Origin of the sequence: Lactobacillus johnsonii ATCC 33200 (assembly GCF_000159355.1) — a bacterium.
Lineage (GTDB): Bacteria > Bacillota > Bacilli > Lactobacillales > Lactobacillaceae > Lactobacillus > Lactobacillus johnsonii.
Genome location: NZ_GG670120.1, coordinates 751,785 through 769,096, shown reverse-complemented (window position 1 = coordinate 769,096; position 17,312 = coordinate 751,785). Strand labels below are relative to the sequence as shown.

The following is a 17,312-nucleotide window of genomic DNA, read 5'->3' as shown; positions in this document are numbered from 1 at the left end:
ATTTGAATAAAAGAATGTTGATATAGCAACGTTTTAAGTAATAAAAACACCTTTTTGGCTAAGAAATGGCTAAAAAGGTGTTTTTTTGTTTATATATTTAATTGCTTTAATGCATTGACTGCATCTTCTGTATTTTTCTTGTTAATATGAGTATAAATGTCTAAAGTCATTTGAATGTTTTCATGACCAAGTAACATCTGAACTGTTTTAGGTTTTACATTAGTTTCCGCAATAAGTAGTGTTGCAAAAGTATGTCTAAAACCGTGAACTGTAATATGACGTAAATCCGGTTGTGGCTCTTTTAAGTTATATTTTTTTGCATATTCAGCTTTTTCTTCGTGGTCTTTAGCGTAAATTGATTTTAACCATTGATCCGGTTTGCTTATTCTTAAATAAGTTCCCTTATTAGTGTGAAATAGCTCTTTAGAGATGATTTTCTGCTTTCGCTTATAATCTATCAAAACTTCTTTCAAACCGTCAGAGATCGGCAAAATTCGTTTAGATTTTGGTGATTTAGGTGGCTGAATAATCGTTTTACCATTTAAACCATATGCCAAGGTTTTATTTACTGATAAAGTACCGGCAGTTAGGTTAATATCTGACCATGTTAACGCGAGAGCTTCAGATTTTCTAAGACCAGTAGCAGAAAGTAGCTTGAAGTAAGTATACGGGACCAATCCATAATCTTTTGCAACTTCAAGGAATTGATTTAGTTCATCTCGGGTATAAACATTATGTTCAGTGTCTCTACGTGGTCGAGATGTTTTCTTAGGAATAATGATCCGTTTTAACGGATTTTCAGAAACATAGTTTAAGCGAATACCGTATTCAAAAAGGGCATTGAATTCATTAATAGCATCTCTATATTTAACAATCTGTTTTGCTTTTCTATCAGCCCACTTTTGTAATTCAGCCACTGTAATCTTGTCAATATACTGATTACCAAAAGCGGGAATAACATGGTTATCAAAGACTTGTTTATTTTTATTTGCAGTGGATTCTTTTACTTGGGTCTTATAATTTTCAAACCACAGTTCACGTAATTCAGCTACTTTAATTTGTTTTTGTTTTACAAAATTATCTGGTTTAATTTGTGACATTTTATTGAATACAGCTTCTGCTTCAGCATAAGATTTAAAACCACGCCTGCGGGTAATGATAGGCTTACCATTGCTGTTAGTACCTAAATAAATCTGAAACATATACCGTTTCTTACCAGATTTTAATTTATAATCTTTAATACTTGTATTTTTTCTTTTTGGCATAATAAAAAACCTCCTATTGTAGCCTAAATATGAACTCTGCTACAATAAGAGGGCAGAGTTCATATTTTTATGGCTTTGTTAATTTTAAAACATTAATTTGAGCTATTGGCGTAGCTCATTTCCTTATCCCACTGATGTTGGCGCATCAGTGGGATTTTTGTTTATTTTTTAATAGTCCGTATCATAACTTGAATCATCATCGTTTGTATCGTAACTAGAATTATTGGAATCTGCGTCTTCATCATCAGAACCCTGTTGTAATAATTGTTTACCTTTTTCAGTGTCCGTTCCGTCAGGATTCATGTAACCTTCACGAATAGCCCAATCAATTTGTCCCTGTACCCAAGGATCAGGATCACCATTTACGTTTGCGCCAGCAGCATGATCTTGTCCTGGTAAGAGTGGGGCACCTTTTGGATCGTGGCCAAGTTCCTTGTTAATTTCACCTTGTGATTTAGGTTTAGATTGTTGCTTAGCAGCTTCAACATTTTGAGTATTAGATGAGGTGGATTTTGCATTATTTCGCTGGGATGAATTCTGATTAGCAGAAGTAGTATCAGAGTCAGAATCCGTTTCATCTTCTGTATTAGGCTTTTTGTTTAATTTGTCTTTTTCTGCTTTAGATAAAGATCTCAGCGGTACTTTATGTAAGTTTGAATACTTGATGACAAATGAGCCTAGAGTAGATGTTACTTCTTTCACTTTAACAATGACTATATCTCCAACCTTTACTTTTGGATTATGTGGGCTAACAAAGTTTAAATGTTGGCCAGTTTCTAAATTGTATCCAAAAGCACTCTTAGGCCTTAGATCATTTACTCTGAAGCGAACAGTTTTGCCTTCAAGCACTTTTCCCGCATTTAATGCTGCTTCAGCATCTTCCGCTGTTGCATAATCAGGCTTTGGTAATTTTTTTGTTGCTTTCTTCTTATGAGTTACTTTAGATGATTTAACTGTAGATTTGGTTGTGGTTGATTTCGATGAGCAAGCCGCCGACATTCCCATTACTGCCAATAAGCTTGCTGCAATAACATACTTCTTTTTCATAATTATCCTATTCTTATATATTTAGTTTGTTTTAATTAAAGTATCTCTGACTTTGATGGGATTCAAGGATGGAGCAGGTAAGCCACCAGTGATTTCTTTAGGATCAACATTGAGATCAGTTTGAATTGAAAATAAAGAATTTTCGTATGGAGCTTCAACAAGTGCCATTTTTGAATAAACCTTAGATACGATTACATTGCCCTTAACTGCATAAATACGTCCTAATTTTTTATTAGTTTCAGGATCAGTAATAACTTCAAAACTAGTGTAGTCAATAATTTCAAATCTTTGACCTAATTTAATTTTTTGATCTTTACCAGCATTTATTATTAATTGCTTTGTGCTAATAATCTTTGCTACCTTAATATCCATTCAAACTCCCTTAATATGCAAAAAGAGGCATGCAATATATCTCGAAAAGAAATAATCACATGCCTCGCTCATCACTCTGAGCAATACGTTAAGACCACTTTCGTGGTCGACATCAATCTGTCGATACATGTATTATCACATATGAGAACTCATTATTCAATAGTTTTGATTACTTCTTCTTTTATTTTAGTTAATGCTTTATTTGAGATATAAGTATTTCCAGAAATTGTGAAGTGAGATAATTTGGCAACTTTTAATTTGCTAACTGTTTTTACGTCCGAGATTACGGCAAAGGATTGTTTATTGTACTTTTGGAATTTTCTTAATAGCTCATTCAATTGCTTCACCATGTTTTTACCGTATTCTATTCCCTCAAAGATCTCTTTTTGGAAAGAAAAGATAGTATCAAAAAAAGAAACATATTTAAAAATATTAGGATATTTTTCCCATGAATCAGTAGCTTTAATTTGATAAATAAGTTTTTCAAAATCTGGATCTCGTTTTTCAATATTAAAGCTATTTTCTTCTTTAAATATTAATGAACCATCAATATTATTAGCTTGAATAAAATTGATTTCTTGAATAGTAAATGTAAATGTTTTTCCATTATTAGAATTTTTAAATTGGATTAGCCTCTCAATTAAACTGTCAACAGTTTCATTAAGTTCAATAACGCGATTTTGAATTAACTTAGTTATTCCTTGCATGAGATCATATCCTAAATCAATGTATCCCTTATGATAATGAGAAGATAAGGGAACAACCATGATCTTTCGTTTGAATTTTGTATCATTGTTTGATAGAACTACGCCAAAATGTCTACCACCTAGTTCATTTCCTATCGGGACTCCGTAGTCAATCATTACGATCGTGCCTTGTTTGAACTGCCTATAGTATTTGGGTGATTTGCCTTGTAATTCCTTATCTAATTCGTATCCATAAAAATTCATCCAATTAGGAAGACGTGAAACCTTCCAATTCTCAGGATCACCTTCGTAATAGACTGAGTTAAACTTAGCAAGTTTATGCCTTTTTTCACTATTAGTGAATTTTCGCTTGTATTCAGACATTTAATATATTTCCTTTCAATTATTGAACCTTGCCCGTAAATTGAACCGTAGCATCAATCATTTCGTTGCTAGGTACTCTATGACCCAGTCTTTATAAGAGACTGGGATACAGTAATAAAGCATAAAAGTATCTATATTCCAGTCTTCCTTAGGGACATCATAGAAGTAATAGTCAGCAAGAATTTTGATCCCAGTCTGTGATGCCTTAACTTCAACAGGCGATGAACTACTTTCTCCACAAAAGAATTGCTTACCGAAATCCTTATTTAAAATATGGCCAATCTCGTGAGATATTTGAAATGGTAATTCCTCCTCGTCAGTATTGAGGTTAATTACCATTTTCCTTTTACTAGGTACACTACAAGAAGGCGTATCTTTGTGGAGATCATATGTTGTTTCAAATGAAATACCATGATCTAGGGCATAATTGAATAGATAAGTAATGGTATTACTATCTGTATATAAACTATTCATCGTCGTCATTCTTAAGTAGCCTTCTTATTATCTTTAAGTCTTCTGGTGGGATAGGACGTCCCTGAAAAGTGAATATGGTGTCATCATCGTCTAAGTCAGCTTGCTGACTTTCATTTTCATCCCTTGAAGTGGAACCAGTTTTAGAATCATCTGGCTCAAATCCCAAAATATTTTCTGAAGTGGTATGTAAAGCTTTAGCAAATAGATGTACTTTATTAACAGGAAAATCTCTTGTTTTATTGAAATATCTTGAAAGACTTGATTTAGCAAGACCGGTCGCTCTTGCTAGTTCATTTAATGACATATTTTGAGATTTCCTAAGGTTATCAACATAAGCAACAATTTCATCATTATTACGCATGCTTTCACCGCCTTTCAAATAAAATTATAGTCTATATGTTCCCAAAAAGAAATAAAATGAGAAAAAATATTAAATTAATGTTGACATTCAGGAACTAAGGATATATTATTAAATTGTTCCCAAACGGGAGCGATAGAAAAGAGGTGATAAAATGGGAGAATTGAAATTAGATTTAAATAGGCTAAAAGCAGAGAGAATTGCTAAAGGCTGGGATCAAGCCGAGTTTGCTCATAAATTAGGAATGAGTCGGACGAGTTATAGCAAAAGAGAAAATGGATTAGTTAATATTTCTATAAAAGAACTAGCTAAAATGATGTCTGTTTTAGGATTTAATAAGGATAAAATCTCTATTTTTTTTACTCAAAGCGTTCCCAAAAGGAAACTAAAAAGAAAGGTGAAATAATGGAATCTTTAAAAGTAATTGGCCAAGAAAAGATCGGAAAATTTGAATTCACCGGAATCGAAGGCGGATTTGGCGAAGGTAAGAAAGCCCTGCTTGTAAGAGATATTGCGGTAATTCATAACCAAATAGTTGGAAACATTAATCTTTTGATTAATAGAAATCGAAAAAGATTTAAAGATGGGGTCGATATTTTAGATTTAAAACAAATTGTTCCGAGCAATCTGTTTTCTAAATATGGATTTACTAAAGCTCAATGGGGTAACGCTAATCATATCTACCTATTATCTGAACGCGGATATGCCAAGCTTTTAAAAATCATGGACGATGACAAAGCATGGGATATTTACGATGAGTTGGTAGATAACTGCTTCAATATGCGTGTAGCAATTAAGGAAAACAAGCCAATGATCGTTAACCAAGAACGTCTAAAAATCATGAAAGATAATTCAGCTACCAGAAAAGCAAATATGCTCTACAAGATTGCAATGGCAACTGAATCAAGTAGTTCAAAAGAAAATTTATTAGCAAAAGCAGCTGAAGTTTTAACTGGTGAAATGACTATTCCTGTTATGAAACAGAAAGAATATTCAGCAAAAGATATTGCTGAAGCCCTAAATACTACAGCAAATATGGTAGGTCGAATTGCTAATAAACTTGGACTAAAGGCTAAACAACCGGGTCATAACAAATATGGTCGCTGGGCTAACAGCAAATCTAAATATTCCGATAAAGAAGTTCCTCAATGGCTTTATACCGATGCAGGGATGAAAGCAATTAAGAAAGAATTGGAGAAATAATCATGAATTACGAAAATGTAAGGGATGCACTCAAAGAATTGGTTGCATTGAATAACCCTAATACAACATTTGGCAAAGTTTCGACAATTATTGATTCAGGTGTGAAAACTGGCGAAAGAAAATTTGAGTTGAAAGATCTTCAAGAATCTAACTATGAACTTTTAGCTAATATTTGTGACCTATTAGGAATGAGTGAGATTTATTTAGGAGATAATCAATAGAAATATTTTAAAGAGCGAATGGATTTGTTGGAAGCGTAGGAGGTAGCAATGAAAGAAGAGCAAAAGAAAAGCCCTGTTTCAGAAGAAACAAGACTTAGCCAAGTTGTTAGTGCTCAGACTAATTTTTCTGAACTAGCTCAATTGCTTAGATTAGCAAGTGTTCAAGCTAGTCATTTAGACGATACACTACGGAAAATAAATAGCTTTCAATTGAAAGCCGACATTAAAAGCCGATAAAGTTTACAACATATTCTTTAGTAGCAGTCTGTAACATTTCAGACCATGAACCAAAGCGAGTATGTTGTTTAACTTGAGTATCAAGCTGAGATTTAGATAAATTTTCAAATTCTTCTTGATTATGCGCGTCTAAAATATCAAGAAAATCTTTGATAGATGATAAATCAGTGTATTTATTCATAAAATTAGCATTAAATAATTTGTCAAAATCAACTTGATTATCACCATCTAATTTTTTAGCTTTTTCGGCCATGTCATCAAGACGTTTTTCTAAAGCGCCTAAGCCGTTAATTTCACTCATTTATTTCACCTCCTTGATAAAGTCGTGTATTAAGTATAGCACAATATGAAGTATATAAGAAGAGGAATATAACACTATATGTCGTGGCAAACAGTTGATCGTATTTTAAAAAATAAGCATTGGAGTTTGAGTAAATTATCAAATAGATCAGGAATAAATTACCAAACAATTAGAAATTATAGATATTTAAAGACTGAGCCTACATTCAAAACTATGTGCAAAATTGCTGATGCTTTAGGCGTTAGTCTTGATGAATTGAGAGGAGATAAGGATGAAATTAACACTAGAAGGTAAACCGGAAGAAATTCAAGATATTCTAAGTTTTATCCATCTTCAGCAAGAAACTTATCTTGCTGTAAAAGGAGTAGACAGAGCTAGTAAGGAAAGTATTTTGATTCATTAAAAAGGAGATGATTTCATGCAAATCGCAATCCCAGAACGAGTTATTGAAAGAGCTATTCAACAGAAGTATTTTAACGTGACAGCATCAGCAAACTTCTTAGGAGTTAGCCCATCTACATTTAGAATTTGGCTGAAAAAGTTTGATTTTAAGCCAATTAGTATTGATGGCCAAATCTTATATGACAAGGATGTCTTACAAAAGTTTATGGAGGATCACCAACTATGAGTAAATGGATTAACCACAAGATCAACGAATTCATGGGTACTGATTTCACAGTACGTGAAACAGAAATACTTACGCTAGGTACCATGTGTACAGCATTAGTAGCACTTATTTTTACGATGTATACAGCGATTTTTCCAAATATTTAGGGAGGTGAGAAAGATGACATTAGAAGCAAGATTAATCAGCAATAGCAACGCATTTTTTGCAAGACAAGATAAGTCACCGCTAGTAGCTGATGAATACGAGAAACAATTCAAAATTGCATTTAATGACAACAAAAAAGTCGTTACCGACTGCCATCGGGAACGACTAGGAATAAATTCAAAGATTTTATATCAACCAAGGAGAGTATACCACATGGAAGAATTTGAAGATAGTCAATTGAGAGATTTACAAGAAGTAGAGGGCATTGTCTTACGGGACGTGCATGGCGAACGAGTAGCAATCGGTAAGGGATTTCCTTATGAGAACATTTTTAGTTTCATGGTCCATTATTTTAATTTTTATACCGTTGATGACTTTGCCGAAAAGCTTGGCTATAAAGATGGCGATGAGATGTTTAAATATTGGTTTTCCAAAAAAACAAAACTTACTGAATTTAATCTAATTAATTGGTGTATGGCTTCTTTTGATGGCATTTATGCCGAAGATTTAGCAGATCAGTACGGTCAAGGTTGGAACCACGTTTACATGAAATAGAAGGAGATATATACCATGACAGAAATGAGTGCATTCCAAATTAACGCAAAAATTGAAGAACTACAAGATAAAGATTTAGATCCTCAAGTTCTTGTCGATACAATTGAGAGCTTGGAATTAACTAGGAACGAAAAATTAGATGGAGCAGCTGGGTTAATTGACCGTTCTGATATGAAGATAACACTTGCTAAAAGAAAAGCTAAGGAATGGCAAGAAGTAGCTCGTGTGGAAGAAAACAAAAAGAAACGACTCAATCAATACATTACTGATGTGATTGACGGAGCTGGGATCAAAGAACTTGTGACAGATGAGCATATCTTTAAACCACGCAATTTCAAAGCATCAGTTGTTATCGATAAAAAGGAAGACTTACCAAAAGATTACATTAAATATGTTGAAGAAGTAAAAATTGATAAAAATAAGCTCTATAAGGATTTAAAAGCAGGCACCGAAATCAACGGGGCACACTTGAAAGCTCATAGAGGAACGACCATCAAGTAAGGGGAAAACGCCATGACCGAAGAAGTAAAAGAGAAAAAAGAAGAGCAAAAGCCCAAATTAAGCGTGTATGCTACTTTACAAAAGATTGATGTAAAACCATATATCAAAAAGAAAATGGGACTGGATTATTTAAGCTGGGCGACTGCATGGGGCCTAGTTAAATCACATTATCCAGATGCTAAGAAAGAATTCACTGAATATCCCGAATATATTCCTTCAAAAGGTGAATGGATTTCAACTGGTAGACAAGTACCTTATCGGTTAACTCCATTTGGTTGTGAAGTTGAAGCTACAGTCACAATTAACGGAGAAAAAACGTCTCAAAACCTTTATGTAATGGACAATAGAGGTAACTCCGTTAAAGCTCAGGCTTTAGATATGAAATTAATCAATAAGGCTCAACAACGTTGTCTTGTTAAAGCTCTTGCCACTGCAGGATTAGGATTAGAGATTTATGCTGGCGAAGATTTGCCAGAAGAGCCAGCTAAAAAACAAACCAAGTCAAAGGACAAACCGGTTAAACAAAAGTTGGAAGATTATCCTATTACCTTTAACGGACAACCAACAACAATGGGAATTCTGATGAAACACTTTAAAGAAGGCAATTCAGCTGCAGTTAACTATGTCAATAGTCTTGGAGGTGAAGCGCAAAAAGTATTTGAGGAATTATTAAATAGTAAAGCTGGGAGCGGTAATTAACTATGGGCAAGATGCATAAAGTTTATGACAAGAACTATACGGTGTTAGATAACACGATATTGAGAGATAATCGCTTATCACTACAAGCATGGGGACTATTTACCTACTGCTGGAGTATGCCAGACGATTGGGTATTTTATGAAGATGAGCTGCTAAAGCATTTCACTAATGGAAAGGGTTCAATGCAGACTGCTAGAGATGAACTTGTAAAATTTGGATATTTGAAAAGAAAGAGAAATCGAAATTCGAAAGGTCAATTTACTGATCCTGATTGGTTGTTAATTCCAGAGCCTACATCCGATTTTCCAATGCTGGATAAACCTAAACAGGAAAAACCAGCACTGGAAAATCAGCAACTACAAAGTACTAACTCCACTAAATACTCATCTAACAAAGTACGTACTAAAGATATAGGTCAGGTAGAACCTGACAATCCCTCTAAGTCTAACCCTGAGGAAGAAATTCCATATAAAGAAATCATTGATTATTTGAACGAGAAAACGGGTAGGAGATTTCCTGCATCTGCTAAACGAAGTAAAGAACCAATTCATGCTCGTTGGCGAGAGGGCTATAGACTTCAAGATTTTAAACGAGTGATTGATAATAAGTGCTTTTCTTGGGGAAATGATCCCAAAATGTCTGCCTATTTGAGACCAACGACTTTATTTAGTCCTAAGTTTATAGATTATTTAAATGAGAACAATATACCTGCGAATGCTACAGTTTATGATTTCAAAGATTTTGAAAATCAAAAGCTACCGCAGGATGAAGATGATAACTTGCCATTTTAAAGGAGAATAGCATGAAAGATGTAAAAGTTGCTGCTGCTCTTAGTATCAAAACATATCCTGATACATGTTCCATTCACAAAACTTGTCATCTTATGGGCATTGATGGGAAAGATCCTATTTGCCCTAAGTGCGAACAAGAGAAAATAGAGCAAGAAAAAGTAGCAAATGTTGAAAAATTTAAGGAGAAGAATATAAGAGGTGTTTTAAGAAGAAGTTCGCTTGTTGATGATAAAGATACCTTTAAGTGTAATTTCGACAGTTACAACACACAAAATGGGACGATTGAAGCACAAATTAAACAAAAGGCAAGGTCAATCGCTGGAGAGTATTATCTGCATCCCGAAAAGGAGTTCAATTCGGTACTGTACGGCACTCCAGGAACAGGGAAGACTCACCTATCTATGGCGATCCTTAAGGCAGTTAATGAAAATGCAGATCCAGCACAGAAATGCCTTTTCATGAACGTGGAATCGCTTTTCGGCAAAATTAAGGCTTCTTTTGAAAATCCAAATAGCTGGTGGACGGTTGAAAACGTTAAAGATCTTTTTGAGTCAGTTGATCTTTTAGTTCTAGATGACTTAGGAACTGAGTCAGCAATGCGTCGTCAAGGGGATGAAGCAAGTAATTTTGTTCAGGAAACACTTAAAGAGATCTTAGATAAGCAGCGTCGAGTAATAATTACGACCAATTTAAATAGTGACCAGCTAAATCGTGTATATAACCCTAAAGTTGTAAGTCGAATTTTACGAGGTTCATCTGGACACGTGATTGATTTTAGTGACGTAAAAGACAAAAGAGTATTAGGCTTTTGAGCTTTGGAAAATAGACAAGAAAGAAGCCAGTGAGGTTGCTAAGGCACTTCATGGCGTGGTTAAAGAAGTAGTTGGAGGTTGAGCAATGAAGAGATTTAAAATGCCAAAACTTGGTGACAATGTAGTTTTAAGAAATAAAAAGTCAGCAGATTTTAAAGAAGTAAAACTAGTTGAAGTCGAAGATGAATACTTCTATGCTATCGAACTTGCTACAGGTAAATCTTTAAAAGATAAATCAGACACTGTCGTTGGAGAATCAATTCCGGATTTGCTAGGTTGCTTGCAAGATACATATGAAATTTACTTAGAAGATGATTCTGTAGCAGAGGATAAATTAACAAATGACTAGAAAAAAGAAAAAGCAAAAACCACGTATTAAGTACAATACAGAAGTTCAGTACTACAGAGGAATTCCTTTTAGATTGATTGAGTATACACAGAAGCATTTTGACAGATTGCGAGCTAAGAGATTTTTGCTTAATCCAGACGTTGAAACAGAATACAGAACTCAAAACTTCTGGATACCTAATTGCTATCTTGAAGAAGATGGAACACTTAAGTCTAACGTCTTCGTGGATTGGATTTTTGTAAAGTGCGTAAAAGCTAACAAGTTTAAATATGCAGGTTTAGAGATACCTGACTGGATGAGAGGAAAATTATGAAGTCAGATTGGGTTTTTGCAGCAGCATTTCTGATCCTGCTAGCAGCAATTATTTTGATTGTAGGAGCTTTATGATGAATTGGAATTTTAATTTTTGCGAATATTGTGGGGAAGTATTTAACACCGACGATTTGTTTTTGGATGAAAATGGAAAATTTATTTGCCAAAGTTGCTTGGAAAAACGAGAAGGAAAATAGAGATGGAAAAAGGTAAAAAAGAAAAAATTTTGGAATTTCTGGAAGAAACTAAGAATGCGGTTAAGAGTGGGAGAGTTGACACAGTAATTATATCGGCTTACGGAAAAGACCTAATTCTTCATGTTGCTGGAAAACCACCGACATTATTAGGACTAACTGAAATTCAGCATAAAAACATTGAGGAACTTATCACTGAGTATGAGAGTTAATTTCACGATTGAAGGACCGCCAGTAGGTAAAGCTAGACCTAGGGTTACTAGGAAAGTTACTTATACTCCGAAGAAAACGTCTCAGTACGAGGACTTAGTCAGGTACACAGCAATTAATAGTTTTGACGGGTGCTTTGACCATGACGAGCCTGTAGATGTCAGGATAGTGGCGTATTTTCCAATTCCTAAGAGCTGGAGCAAAAAGCGCAGACAGTTGTGTTTGATTAATAAAGAGTTACCAATTAAGAGGCCTGATATTGATAATGTTAGCAAGATTATTATGGACGGCATGAATCCAAAAATGAAACGCAATAAGCAACTTCACAGAATGGTTGAAGTCATGAGAGGTATCTATCATGACGATAAGCAAGTAACAACATTGGTCGTTAAAAAGAGATATGCCGAGCGTCCTAGGGTCGAAGTGAGAATTAAGAGAGATATGGGTGATTAGGTGAAGTATAGTGCAGAATTAATTACCATAGCAGTGACGCTGATCTGCCTAGGCACAGTTGGATTTGTCGTGTTTGTGCTTTGAGTAGAGAAAGGATGAACGTATGCCACCTTTAAAATTAAAGATCGGAACAAGGGGATATATGCGGCAGTTTGTTGATACCTTTAATCCAAATTATCTTAGGATTCATGGTTTTCACGTTGCTGACAATGGTAGGAAATGTTTTTTAGAGACTAAAGATGGTTTTGAAATGGTTGATGAAGATTTTTTTGAGCAACCTCTAATCACGTATATAGGAAATAGTCAATGGGGATTAGCTGGAGGAAAACCATGAGCTTATGTAGCCATGAATTAAGAAAAAAAGAACAATAGGTTAAACGAGTATAGGAGTGGGAATAGTGAGAGATGTAGAGGAATTAAGCTTAGGATCTGAAATCGAAATTGACTTAGAAAAAACTATGGGAGCTACGACTCGTTTCTTTAAATCAACCTTACCGCATTACATTAAAGGAGCAGGTCTACGGTTAAGCGATTTAACGAGCCCAGAAATTACCGATATGCCTATCACTAGAAGTACCGCCAACACTCAAGAAATTAAAATTTTGAAAGCATGGGCGCGTGTAGAACAGTATGAAAAGAAGGTTGTTACTGTCTATAAAACACTTCAAGTATGTGCTAATACACAAACGCAACCTTATCGAACCATCTTGGTGAACAAATTTATTGAAGGGCTTCCAGACTGGCAAATAGCTAATACAATCCAATATTCTGACAGACAGTATCACACTAAGAAGAAATTGGCACTATGTGAGTTTGCAGAGTGCTTAGAAACTCAAAAAATTAAGAATGGGACTTTAGATATGCCTGTACTTCTAAGATATAAAGGATAACCTCCGTTTTTTATCAATTGCAGATTATTTGCAGGAAAATTGCAGACAAATTGCAATTGAAATGCGTTAAATTAGTATTGTCGAAAAGTTAAGCGGTAGGCTTTTTGATAGACATTAGTGCTAAGGCACCTCCTTTGAAATATAGGCTAAGTGACGAACTTAGTAACCGTTCCTGGTAGACGTTAGCAGTTGTTCGATTCAGCTGGCGGTTATAGCCTGAAATAATCAGGCTAGATGTCCCTAACAAAAGTATTTTTCATCTCTTAATCCTAAAAATTACTTTTTTGTTGAGTAATCTGGTTCGACCCCAGATTGCTCATTAGCCTAGGCATTAGGTAGTCAATCAGTGACTATTATATATAATAGTTTTTGCCTAGGCACGACCTTCATGCCATGACCCTCAACGGTTTCGAGGCGAGCGTGATTTGAGAGCTGGTTATCTGTTCGCAGTGGACCGCAACAGATACCGTGGGCAGAACGGAACACAATTTGGAATGAAAGAAGGCGATCTTCTTTCACGTATCTAGCAAGGTTCGACTCCTTGCCTGCTCATTGTCCGGCGGAAAACGGACGTTAAAAAAATATTTACCTTGTCATATGGTAAGTAAAAGATGTTTTAATTTTTATAGGTCACGAAAATATTACTTGTCTAATTTAATTTACAAAAAACATCTGGTTTAGCTCTGTACCTAACAGAGTATTCTGGCTCGTTGGTCAAATGGTCAAGACGCCACCCTTTCACGGTGGAGTTACAAGTTCAATTCTTGTACGAGCTATGGGAACTAATTGAATTAATTCACCGCATTAAGGAATTCCTCTATATTATGTATTTAACACTTGAGGCTATTGCTCTGTGTTCGCTGTGCATACACACATTCTTTAAGAATGTCCCTTCAAAATTATTTTGTTAAGGAGCAAGTGGGAAATATCTCTAAATGGTGAGACATTAAGCTTGGTTCGATTCCAGTATTTCCCATAGTCCTTCTTAGGACTAAAATTCCGTTCGTTTCAAGAAAGTCAAGTCTTTTAATTAGACTTGGCTTTTTTATAATTATTTTTGAAACGAATGGAGGTAATTAATTGGAAGAATTAGTAAAGACAGCATGGGAGGCTCTTAAGTCAAACATGAAAACAAGATTACTAATAGCTATTACTTGTACGATAGTTTTGTTGTCAAGATCTTATATTGAAACATTGCCAGTGGGTAAAGTATTAACTATGTGTTTTCTTTTTATATATTTTGTAGCATTGATTTTTTGGATTTCGATTGGCCTTGATATTGGCGACGTAATTTGGAAAAGATATAAAACGAAAAAAGAACAGCAAGAATATAAAAAATATGTTTTAGGTCTCACAGAAGAAAAACTAAATATTGTTAGGAAATTATTTAATAATCCTCCTCAATATAAAGGCTATTTACATGAAAATGATCCTAATGTTCTTGAATTATATCAATCTAAAGTAATAGTTAAAACTAAGAATGTATCATATACTAAATTTGGAGAAATAGAAGATATAAATGATGTTCCGATTTTGTATATACTTCAACCGCCGGCTTTGGATATTATGAAAAATAATCCAGAAAAGTTTAAATTGAATAAATAATTATATAAGAGTTAGTCGAAAGGCCAGTTCTTTTTTAATGGAAATATTATTAAACTTTTAGCAGTGGTTCTAAAATATTTACCATTGTTGGACTTAGTTAGCTTAAATTTATATTCATCTCAAAGAATGAATCCTATTATTTCGAAATTGATTTTTTTATAATTGTTATTGAGGTGATTTTATGACTGCTTTAAATGCTGAAATTAGTCCTAATAGTATTATTTTATCTATGGATACTTTAGCATCGAGAAAAAACAACAATGGAAAAACTATTCCATCTTACTTTACTCAAAAATTTGAATATTATCCTTTTACTCAAAGCATATTGTGTGGAACTGGAGATTTTTCAATTATTAGACTAGCTTTTGATAGATCTAGATCAATTTTATCGAAAGAAGTTAAAACATTTAGTCTAATAATTCGAGATGTTTTAAAAAATAATATCGAAAAAGTAAATACAGACACAACAATTTATATCTTCGGCTTTGATGAAGATATGAATACACATGCTTATGCTCTTAGGAGCACTAATAAATTTGATATTCAGGAGATCGCAAGTTATTCAAATCCTAATTGGATATTAAAGCCTCAGTGTGAAGAAGCGATAGATTATTTGCTTAATTGCGATTCAAATAATAAAATTCATATATTCAAAGAACTAATGAAAATCGAAAAAAATATTGACGACAAAAAAACTAAAGAAAGGGTTGGGATAGGTGGTCAAAATATTTTAATTAATTTAGTAGCTAAAGATGGAGAGATATTATCTAGTATTAATATAATTGATGAATTTGAAGATTACGATAAACAATATAAGTTTTGTCTGGAAAATTTATGATTTTTAAGTCAGCATAAGCTGGCTTTTTATTTTGCAAAAATATAAGGTGGTGATAATTTGAAAGAATTAACTCCTAAGCAAAAGAAATTTTGTCAGGAATATTTAAAAGATTTCAATGCAGCTAGGGCATATAAGGCTGTATATAAGGTTAAAAATGATAGTACAGCCAGGGCTAACGGCTCTAGATTGCTAACAAATGCTAACATTAGTCAATATCTTAGTGAAACAATGCATCAAACTAAGGTAAACGATATTCTTGATATTAATGGAGTTCTGGATAATTTGAGCCAGTTAGCAATTGGAAAACCTAGGGAAAAAGTCTTTAAGCGTATTTCTTATAAAGGAAAAAAGCCTAAAGTTGAATATGATAATGTCACAACTGTTACTCCAGAAGATCAGGACCAATTAAAGGCTTTAGAATTACTTGGTAAATACTATAAGATTTTTACTGATAAAGTTGAAACTCAAACCGATATTACCGTAAATATAGATCCTGGTGATTATGATGGTTAACATTAAGCTTAATTTTCCGCATCCCTCAAAAGTGTTTAATAAACAGATCTTTAACAACCTTTTTGATTATTCGCACTTAACAGAAGTATGGTACGGCGGTGCATCAAGTGGTAAAAGCCATGGAGTAGTACAAAAAGTTGTATTGAAATCATTGCAGCATTGGAATGTTCCAAGAAAAGTGCTTTGGCTACGTAAGGTTGATAGAACAGTTAAAAATTCAATTTTTACTGACGTAACTGAGTGTTTAAGTGGATGGAATATCCTTCAATACTGTCATGTAAATAGATCTGATAAAACAATCGTCCTTCCAAATGGGGCGATTTTTTTGTTTCAAGGTATGGATGACCCAGAAAAGATTAAATCTATTAAGGGACTGTCAGATGTGGTTATGGAAGAAGCAAGTGAGTTTAATCATAATGACTACACTCAGTTAACGTTGCGTTTACGTGAGCCTAAGCATAAGCAACGACAAATTTTTTGTATGTTTAACCCAGTATCAAAACTCAATTGGACTTATCAGACTTGGTTTGATCCTAGTGCAGATTATGATAAAAGCCGTGTGTCAATTCATCGATCGACTTATAAGGATAATAAATTTTTAGATGCTGACAATATTAAGACTATTGAGGATCTGAAACGAACCAATCCAGCTTATTACAAGATCTACACATTAGGTGAGTTTGCAACACTTGATAAATTAGTATTTCCAAGCTTTGAAACAAGACGTTTAAATCCAAGAGATCCAGAATTGATTAATCTACATGATTACTTTGGATTGGACTATGGGTTTGTTAACGACCCTAGTGCATTTATGCACATCAAATTAGATTTAAAGCGATGTAAGCTTTATGTAATGGATGAATTTGTGAAGAGAGGGTTGCTTAATAACCAACTTGCTAAAGTTATTAAGGACATGGGTTTCGCAAAAGAAGTAATAACTGCAGATAGCGCAGAAAAGAAGTCGATTGCTGAAATGCGTAGAGATGGAATATATCGAATTCGGCCAGCTTTAAAAGGACCTGATTCAATTGTTCAAGGTATTCAGTTCCTGCAGCAATTTGATTGGATAGTCGATGATCGTTGCGTTAAAACGATTGAAGAGTTGCAGAATTATACGTATGTAAAAGATAAGAAAACAGATGAATACACAAATAGGCCGATCGATGCATATAACCACTGTATTGATGCTATTCGTTATGCGGTAGAGGAAGAGAATGGTCATGGAAGTACGAAAGCGACGCTACTTAAATCATTCATGTAGGGAGTGAGA

General features: G+C 34.1%; 29 protein-coding genes and 1 tRNA gene. 23 read left to right on the top strand and 7 right to left on the bottom strand.

Annotation, left to right across the window (positions count from 1 at the left end):
* Positions 1-89: 89 nt before the first annotated feature.
* From HMPREF0528_RS03725 to HMPREF0528_RS03700, 6 genes are all read right to left on the bottom strand, one after another.
* Positions 90-1,265: a tyrosine-type recombinase/integrase gene (locus HMPREF0528_RS03725; protein ID WP_004895233.1), complete on the bottom strand. Its 1,176-nt coding sequence runs from the start codon at positions 1,263-1,265 to the stop codon at positions 90-92.
* Between the two features lie 168 nt (positions 1,266-1,433).
* Positions 1,434-2,312: a hypothetical protein gene (locus tag HMPREF0528_RS03720; protein ID WP_004895232.1), complete on the bottom strand. Its 879-nt coding sequence runs from the start codon at positions 2,310-2,312 to the stop codon at positions 1,434-1,436.
* A gap of 21 nt (positions 2,313-2,333) precedes the next feature.
* On the bottom strand, positions 2,334-2,684 hold the full coding sequence (locus tag HMPREF0528_RS03715; RefSeq protein ID WP_004895231.1) for a FlgT C-terminal domain-containing protein: 351 nt from the start codon (positions 2,682-2,684) through the stop codon (positions 2,334-2,336).
* Positions 2,685-2,836: 152 nt separating this feature from the next.
* Positions 2,837-3,754: a type II toxin-antitoxin system PemK/MazF family toxin gene (locus HMPREF0528_RS03710; protein ID WP_004895230.1), complete on the bottom strand. Its 918-nt coding sequence runs from the start codon at positions 3,752-3,754 to the stop codon at positions 2,837-2,839.
* A gap of 57 nt (positions 3,755-3,811) precedes the next feature.
* Positions 3,812-4,237 carry a M78 family metallopeptidase domain-containing protein gene (locus HMPREF0528_RS03705; protein ID WP_234600839.1) on the bottom strand — a complete coding sequence of 142 codons (426 nt, stop codon included), beginning with the start codon at positions 4,235-4,237 and terminating at the stop codon, positions 3,812-3,814.
* On the bottom strand, positions 4,221-4,589 hold the full coding sequence (locus HMPREF0528_RS03700) for a helix-turn-helix domain-containing protein (RefSeq protein ID WP_004895228.1): 369 nt from the start codon (positions 4,587-4,589) through the stop codon (positions 4,221-4,223). Before HMPREF0528_RS03700 ends, HMPREF0528_RS03705 begins: the two co-directional genes overlap by 17 nt.
* A 151-nt stretch (positions 4,590-4,740) precedes the next feature.
* Here HMPREF0528_RS03700 and HMPREF0528_RS03695 point away from each other — a divergent pair, with 151 nt between their 5' ends.
* From HMPREF0528_RS03695 to HMPREF0528_RS03680, 4 genes are read left to right on the top strand one after another with little or no spacing between them, the layout of a single operon-like run.
* Positions 4,741-4,992 (top strand): helix-turn-helix domain-containing protein, encoded by a 252-nt coding sequence (locus HMPREF0528_RS03695; protein WP_004895227.1) that lies wholly within the window; start codon positions 4,741-4,743, stop codon positions 4,990-4,992.
* Complete coding sequence (locus HMPREF0528_RS03690; RefSeq protein WP_004895226.1) at positions 4,992-5,789, top strand: ORF6N domain-containing protein; 798 nt, start codon at positions 4,992-4,994, stop codon at positions 5,787-5,789. Before HMPREF0528_RS03695 ends, HMPREF0528_RS03690 begins: the two co-directional genes overlap by 1 nt.
* 2 nt (positions 5,790-5,791) lie before the next feature.
* Positions 5,792-6,010, top strand: a complete 219-nt coding sequence (locus HMPREF0528_RS03685; protein ID WP_004895225.1) for a hypothetical protein — start codon at positions 5,792-5,794, stop codon at positions 6,008-6,010.
* A gap of 48 nt (positions 6,011-6,058) precedes the next feature.
* Complete coding sequence (locus HMPREF0528_RS03680; protein WP_004895224.1) at positions 6,059-6,247, top strand: hypothetical protein; 189 nt, start codon at positions 6,059-6,061, stop codon at positions 6,245-6,247.
* On the opposite strand, the gene HMPREF0528_RS03675 is transcribed toward HMPREF0528_RS03680, so the two are convergent.
* Positions 6,234-6,548: a hypothetical protein gene (locus HMPREF0528_RS03675; protein ID WP_004895223.1), complete on the bottom strand. Its 315-nt coding sequence runs from the start codon at positions 6,546-6,548 to the stop codon at positions 6,234-6,236. The two genes, HMPREF0528_RS03680 and HMPREF0528_RS03675, sit on opposite strands and share 14 nt — an antisense overlap.
* A 78-nt stretch (positions 6,549-6,626) precedes the next feature.
* On the opposite strand from HMPREF0528_RS03675, the gene HMPREF0528_RS03670 reads away from it, so the two are divergent.
* From HMPREF0528_RS03670 to HMPREF0528_RS03580, 19 genes are all read left to right on the top strand, one after another.
* The gene (locus HMPREF0528_RS03670; protein ID WP_004895222.1) at positions 6,627-6,842 is read left to right on the top strand and encodes a helix-turn-helix domain-containing protein; all 216 of its coding nucleotides are present in this window, start codon (positions 6,627-6,629) and stop codon (positions 6,840-6,842) included.
* Positions 6,820-6,951 (top strand): hypothetical protein, encoded by a 132-nt coding sequence (locus HMPREF0528_RS09685; RefSeq protein ID WP_004895221.1) that lies wholly within the window; start codon positions 6,820-6,822, stop codon positions 6,949-6,951. The genes HMPREF0528_RS03670 and HMPREF0528_RS09685 overlap by 23 nt, the downstream gene beginning before the upstream one ends.
* A gap of 15 nt (positions 6,952-6,966) precedes the next feature.
* The gene (locus HMPREF0528_RS03665; protein ID WP_004895220.1) at positions 6,967-7,176 is read left to right on the top strand and encodes a helix-turn-helix domain-containing protein; all 210 of its coding nucleotides are present in this window, start codon (positions 6,967-6,969) and stop codon (positions 7,174-7,176) included.
* A gap of 159 nt (positions 7,177-7,335) precedes the next feature.
* Positions 7,336-7,875 carry a hypothetical protein gene (locus HMPREF0528_RS09460; protein ID WP_004895218.1) on the top strand — a complete coding sequence of 180 codons (540 nt, stop codon included), beginning with the start codon at positions 7,336-7,338 and terminating at the stop codon, positions 7,873-7,875.
* 15 nt (positions 7,876-7,890) lie between these two features.
* Positions 7,891-8,376, top strand: coding sequence for a siphovirus Gp157 family protein (locus HMPREF0528_RS03650; RefSeq protein WP_004895217.1), 486 nt, complete (start codon positions 7,891-7,893; stop codon positions 8,374-8,376).
* Positions 8,377-8,388: 12 nt separating this feature from the next.
* Positions 8,389-9,075 carry a Sak single strand annealing protein gene (locus HMPREF0528_RS03645; RefSeq protein ID WP_004895215.1) on the top strand — a complete coding sequence of 229 codons (687 nt, stop codon included), beginning with the start codon at positions 8,389-8,391 and terminating at the stop codon, positions 9,073-9,075.
* 2 nt (positions 9,076-9,077) lie between these two features.
* Positions 9,078-9,866: a conserved phage C-terminal domain-containing protein gene (locus HMPREF0528_RS03640; protein WP_004895214.1), complete on the top strand. Its 789-nt coding sequence runs from the start codon at positions 9,078-9,080 to the stop codon at positions 9,864-9,866.
* Positions 9,867-9,877: 11 nt separating this feature from the next.
* On the top strand, positions 9,878-10,678 hold the full coding sequence (locus tag HMPREF0528_RS03635) for a DnaA ATPase domain-containing protein (RefSeq protein ID WP_004895212.1): 801 nt from the start codon (positions 9,878-9,880) through the stop codon (positions 10,676-10,678).
* Between the two features lie 85 nt (positions 10,679-10,763).
* A complete protein-coding gene (locus HMPREF0528_RS03630; protein WP_004895210.1) occupies positions 10,764-11,027 on the top strand; it encodes a hypothetical protein in 264 nt (87 codons plus the stop codon).
* Positions 11,020-11,340 (top strand): hypothetical protein, encoded by a 321-nt coding sequence (locus tag HMPREF0528_RS03625; protein ID WP_004895209.1) that lies wholly within the window; start codon positions 11,020-11,022, stop codon positions 11,338-11,340. Before HMPREF0528_RS03630 ends, HMPREF0528_RS03625 begins: the two co-directional genes overlap by 8 nt.
* A 198-nt stretch (positions 11,341-11,538) precedes the next feature.
* On the top strand, positions 11,539-11,745 hold the full coding sequence (locus tag HMPREF0528_RS03620) for a hypothetical protein (RefSeq protein WP_004895205.1): 207 nt from the start codon (positions 11,539-11,541) through the stop codon (positions 11,743-11,745).
* Positions 11,735-12,196 carry a RusA family crossover junction endodeoxyribonuclease gene (locus HMPREF0528_RS03615; protein ID WP_004895203.1) on the top strand — a complete coding sequence of 154 codons (462 nt, stop codon included), beginning with the start codon at positions 11,735-11,737 and terminating at the stop codon, positions 12,194-12,196. Before HMPREF0528_RS03620 ends, HMPREF0528_RS03615 begins: the two co-directional genes overlap by 11 nt.
* A gap of 103 nt (positions 12,197-12,299) precedes the next feature.
* The gene (locus tag HMPREF0528_RS03610) at positions 12,300-12,530 is read left to right on the top strand and encodes a hypothetical protein (RefSeq protein WP_004895202.1); all 231 of its coding nucleotides are present in this window, start codon (positions 12,300-12,302) and stop codon (positions 12,528-12,530) included.
* A 64-nt stretch (positions 12,531-12,594) separates the two neighbouring features.
* Complete coding sequence (locus HMPREF0528_RS03605) at positions 12,595-13,086, top strand: ArpU family phage packaging/lysis transcriptional regulator (RefSeq protein ID WP_050756185.1); 492 nt, start codon at positions 12,595-12,597, stop codon at positions 13,084-13,086.
* 704 nt (positions 13,087-13,790) lie between these two features.
* Positions 13,791-13,862, top strand: a tRNA-Glu gene (locus HMPREF0528_RS03600).
* A gap of 304 nt (positions 13,863-14,166) precedes the next feature.
* A complete protein-coding gene (locus tag HMPREF0528_RS03595) occupies positions 14,167-14,691 on the top strand; it encodes a superinfection exclusion B family protein (protein ID WP_004895199.1) in 525 nt (174 codons plus the stop codon).
* 181 nt (positions 14,692-14,872) lie between these two features.
* Positions 14,873-15,529 (top strand): hypothetical protein, encoded by a 657-nt coding sequence (locus HMPREF0528_RS03590; RefSeq protein ID WP_004895198.1) that lies wholly within the window; start codon positions 14,873-14,875, stop codon positions 15,527-15,529.
* A gap of 57 nt (positions 15,530-15,586) precedes the next feature.
* Positions 15,587-16,042, top strand: a complete 456-nt coding sequence (locus tag HMPREF0528_RS03585; RefSeq protein WP_004895196.1) for a terminase small subunit — start codon at positions 15,587-15,589, stop codon at positions 16,040-16,042.
* Positions 16,035-17,303 (top strand): PBSX family phage terminase large subunit, encoded by a 1,269-nt coding sequence (locus HMPREF0528_RS03580; RefSeq protein ID WP_034525127.1) that lies wholly within the window; start codon positions 16,035-16,037, stop codon positions 17,301-17,303. The genes HMPREF0528_RS03585 and HMPREF0528_RS03580 overlap by 8 nt, the downstream gene beginning before the upstream one ends.
* The last annotated feature ends 9 nt before the right edge of the window (positions 17,304-17,312 follow it).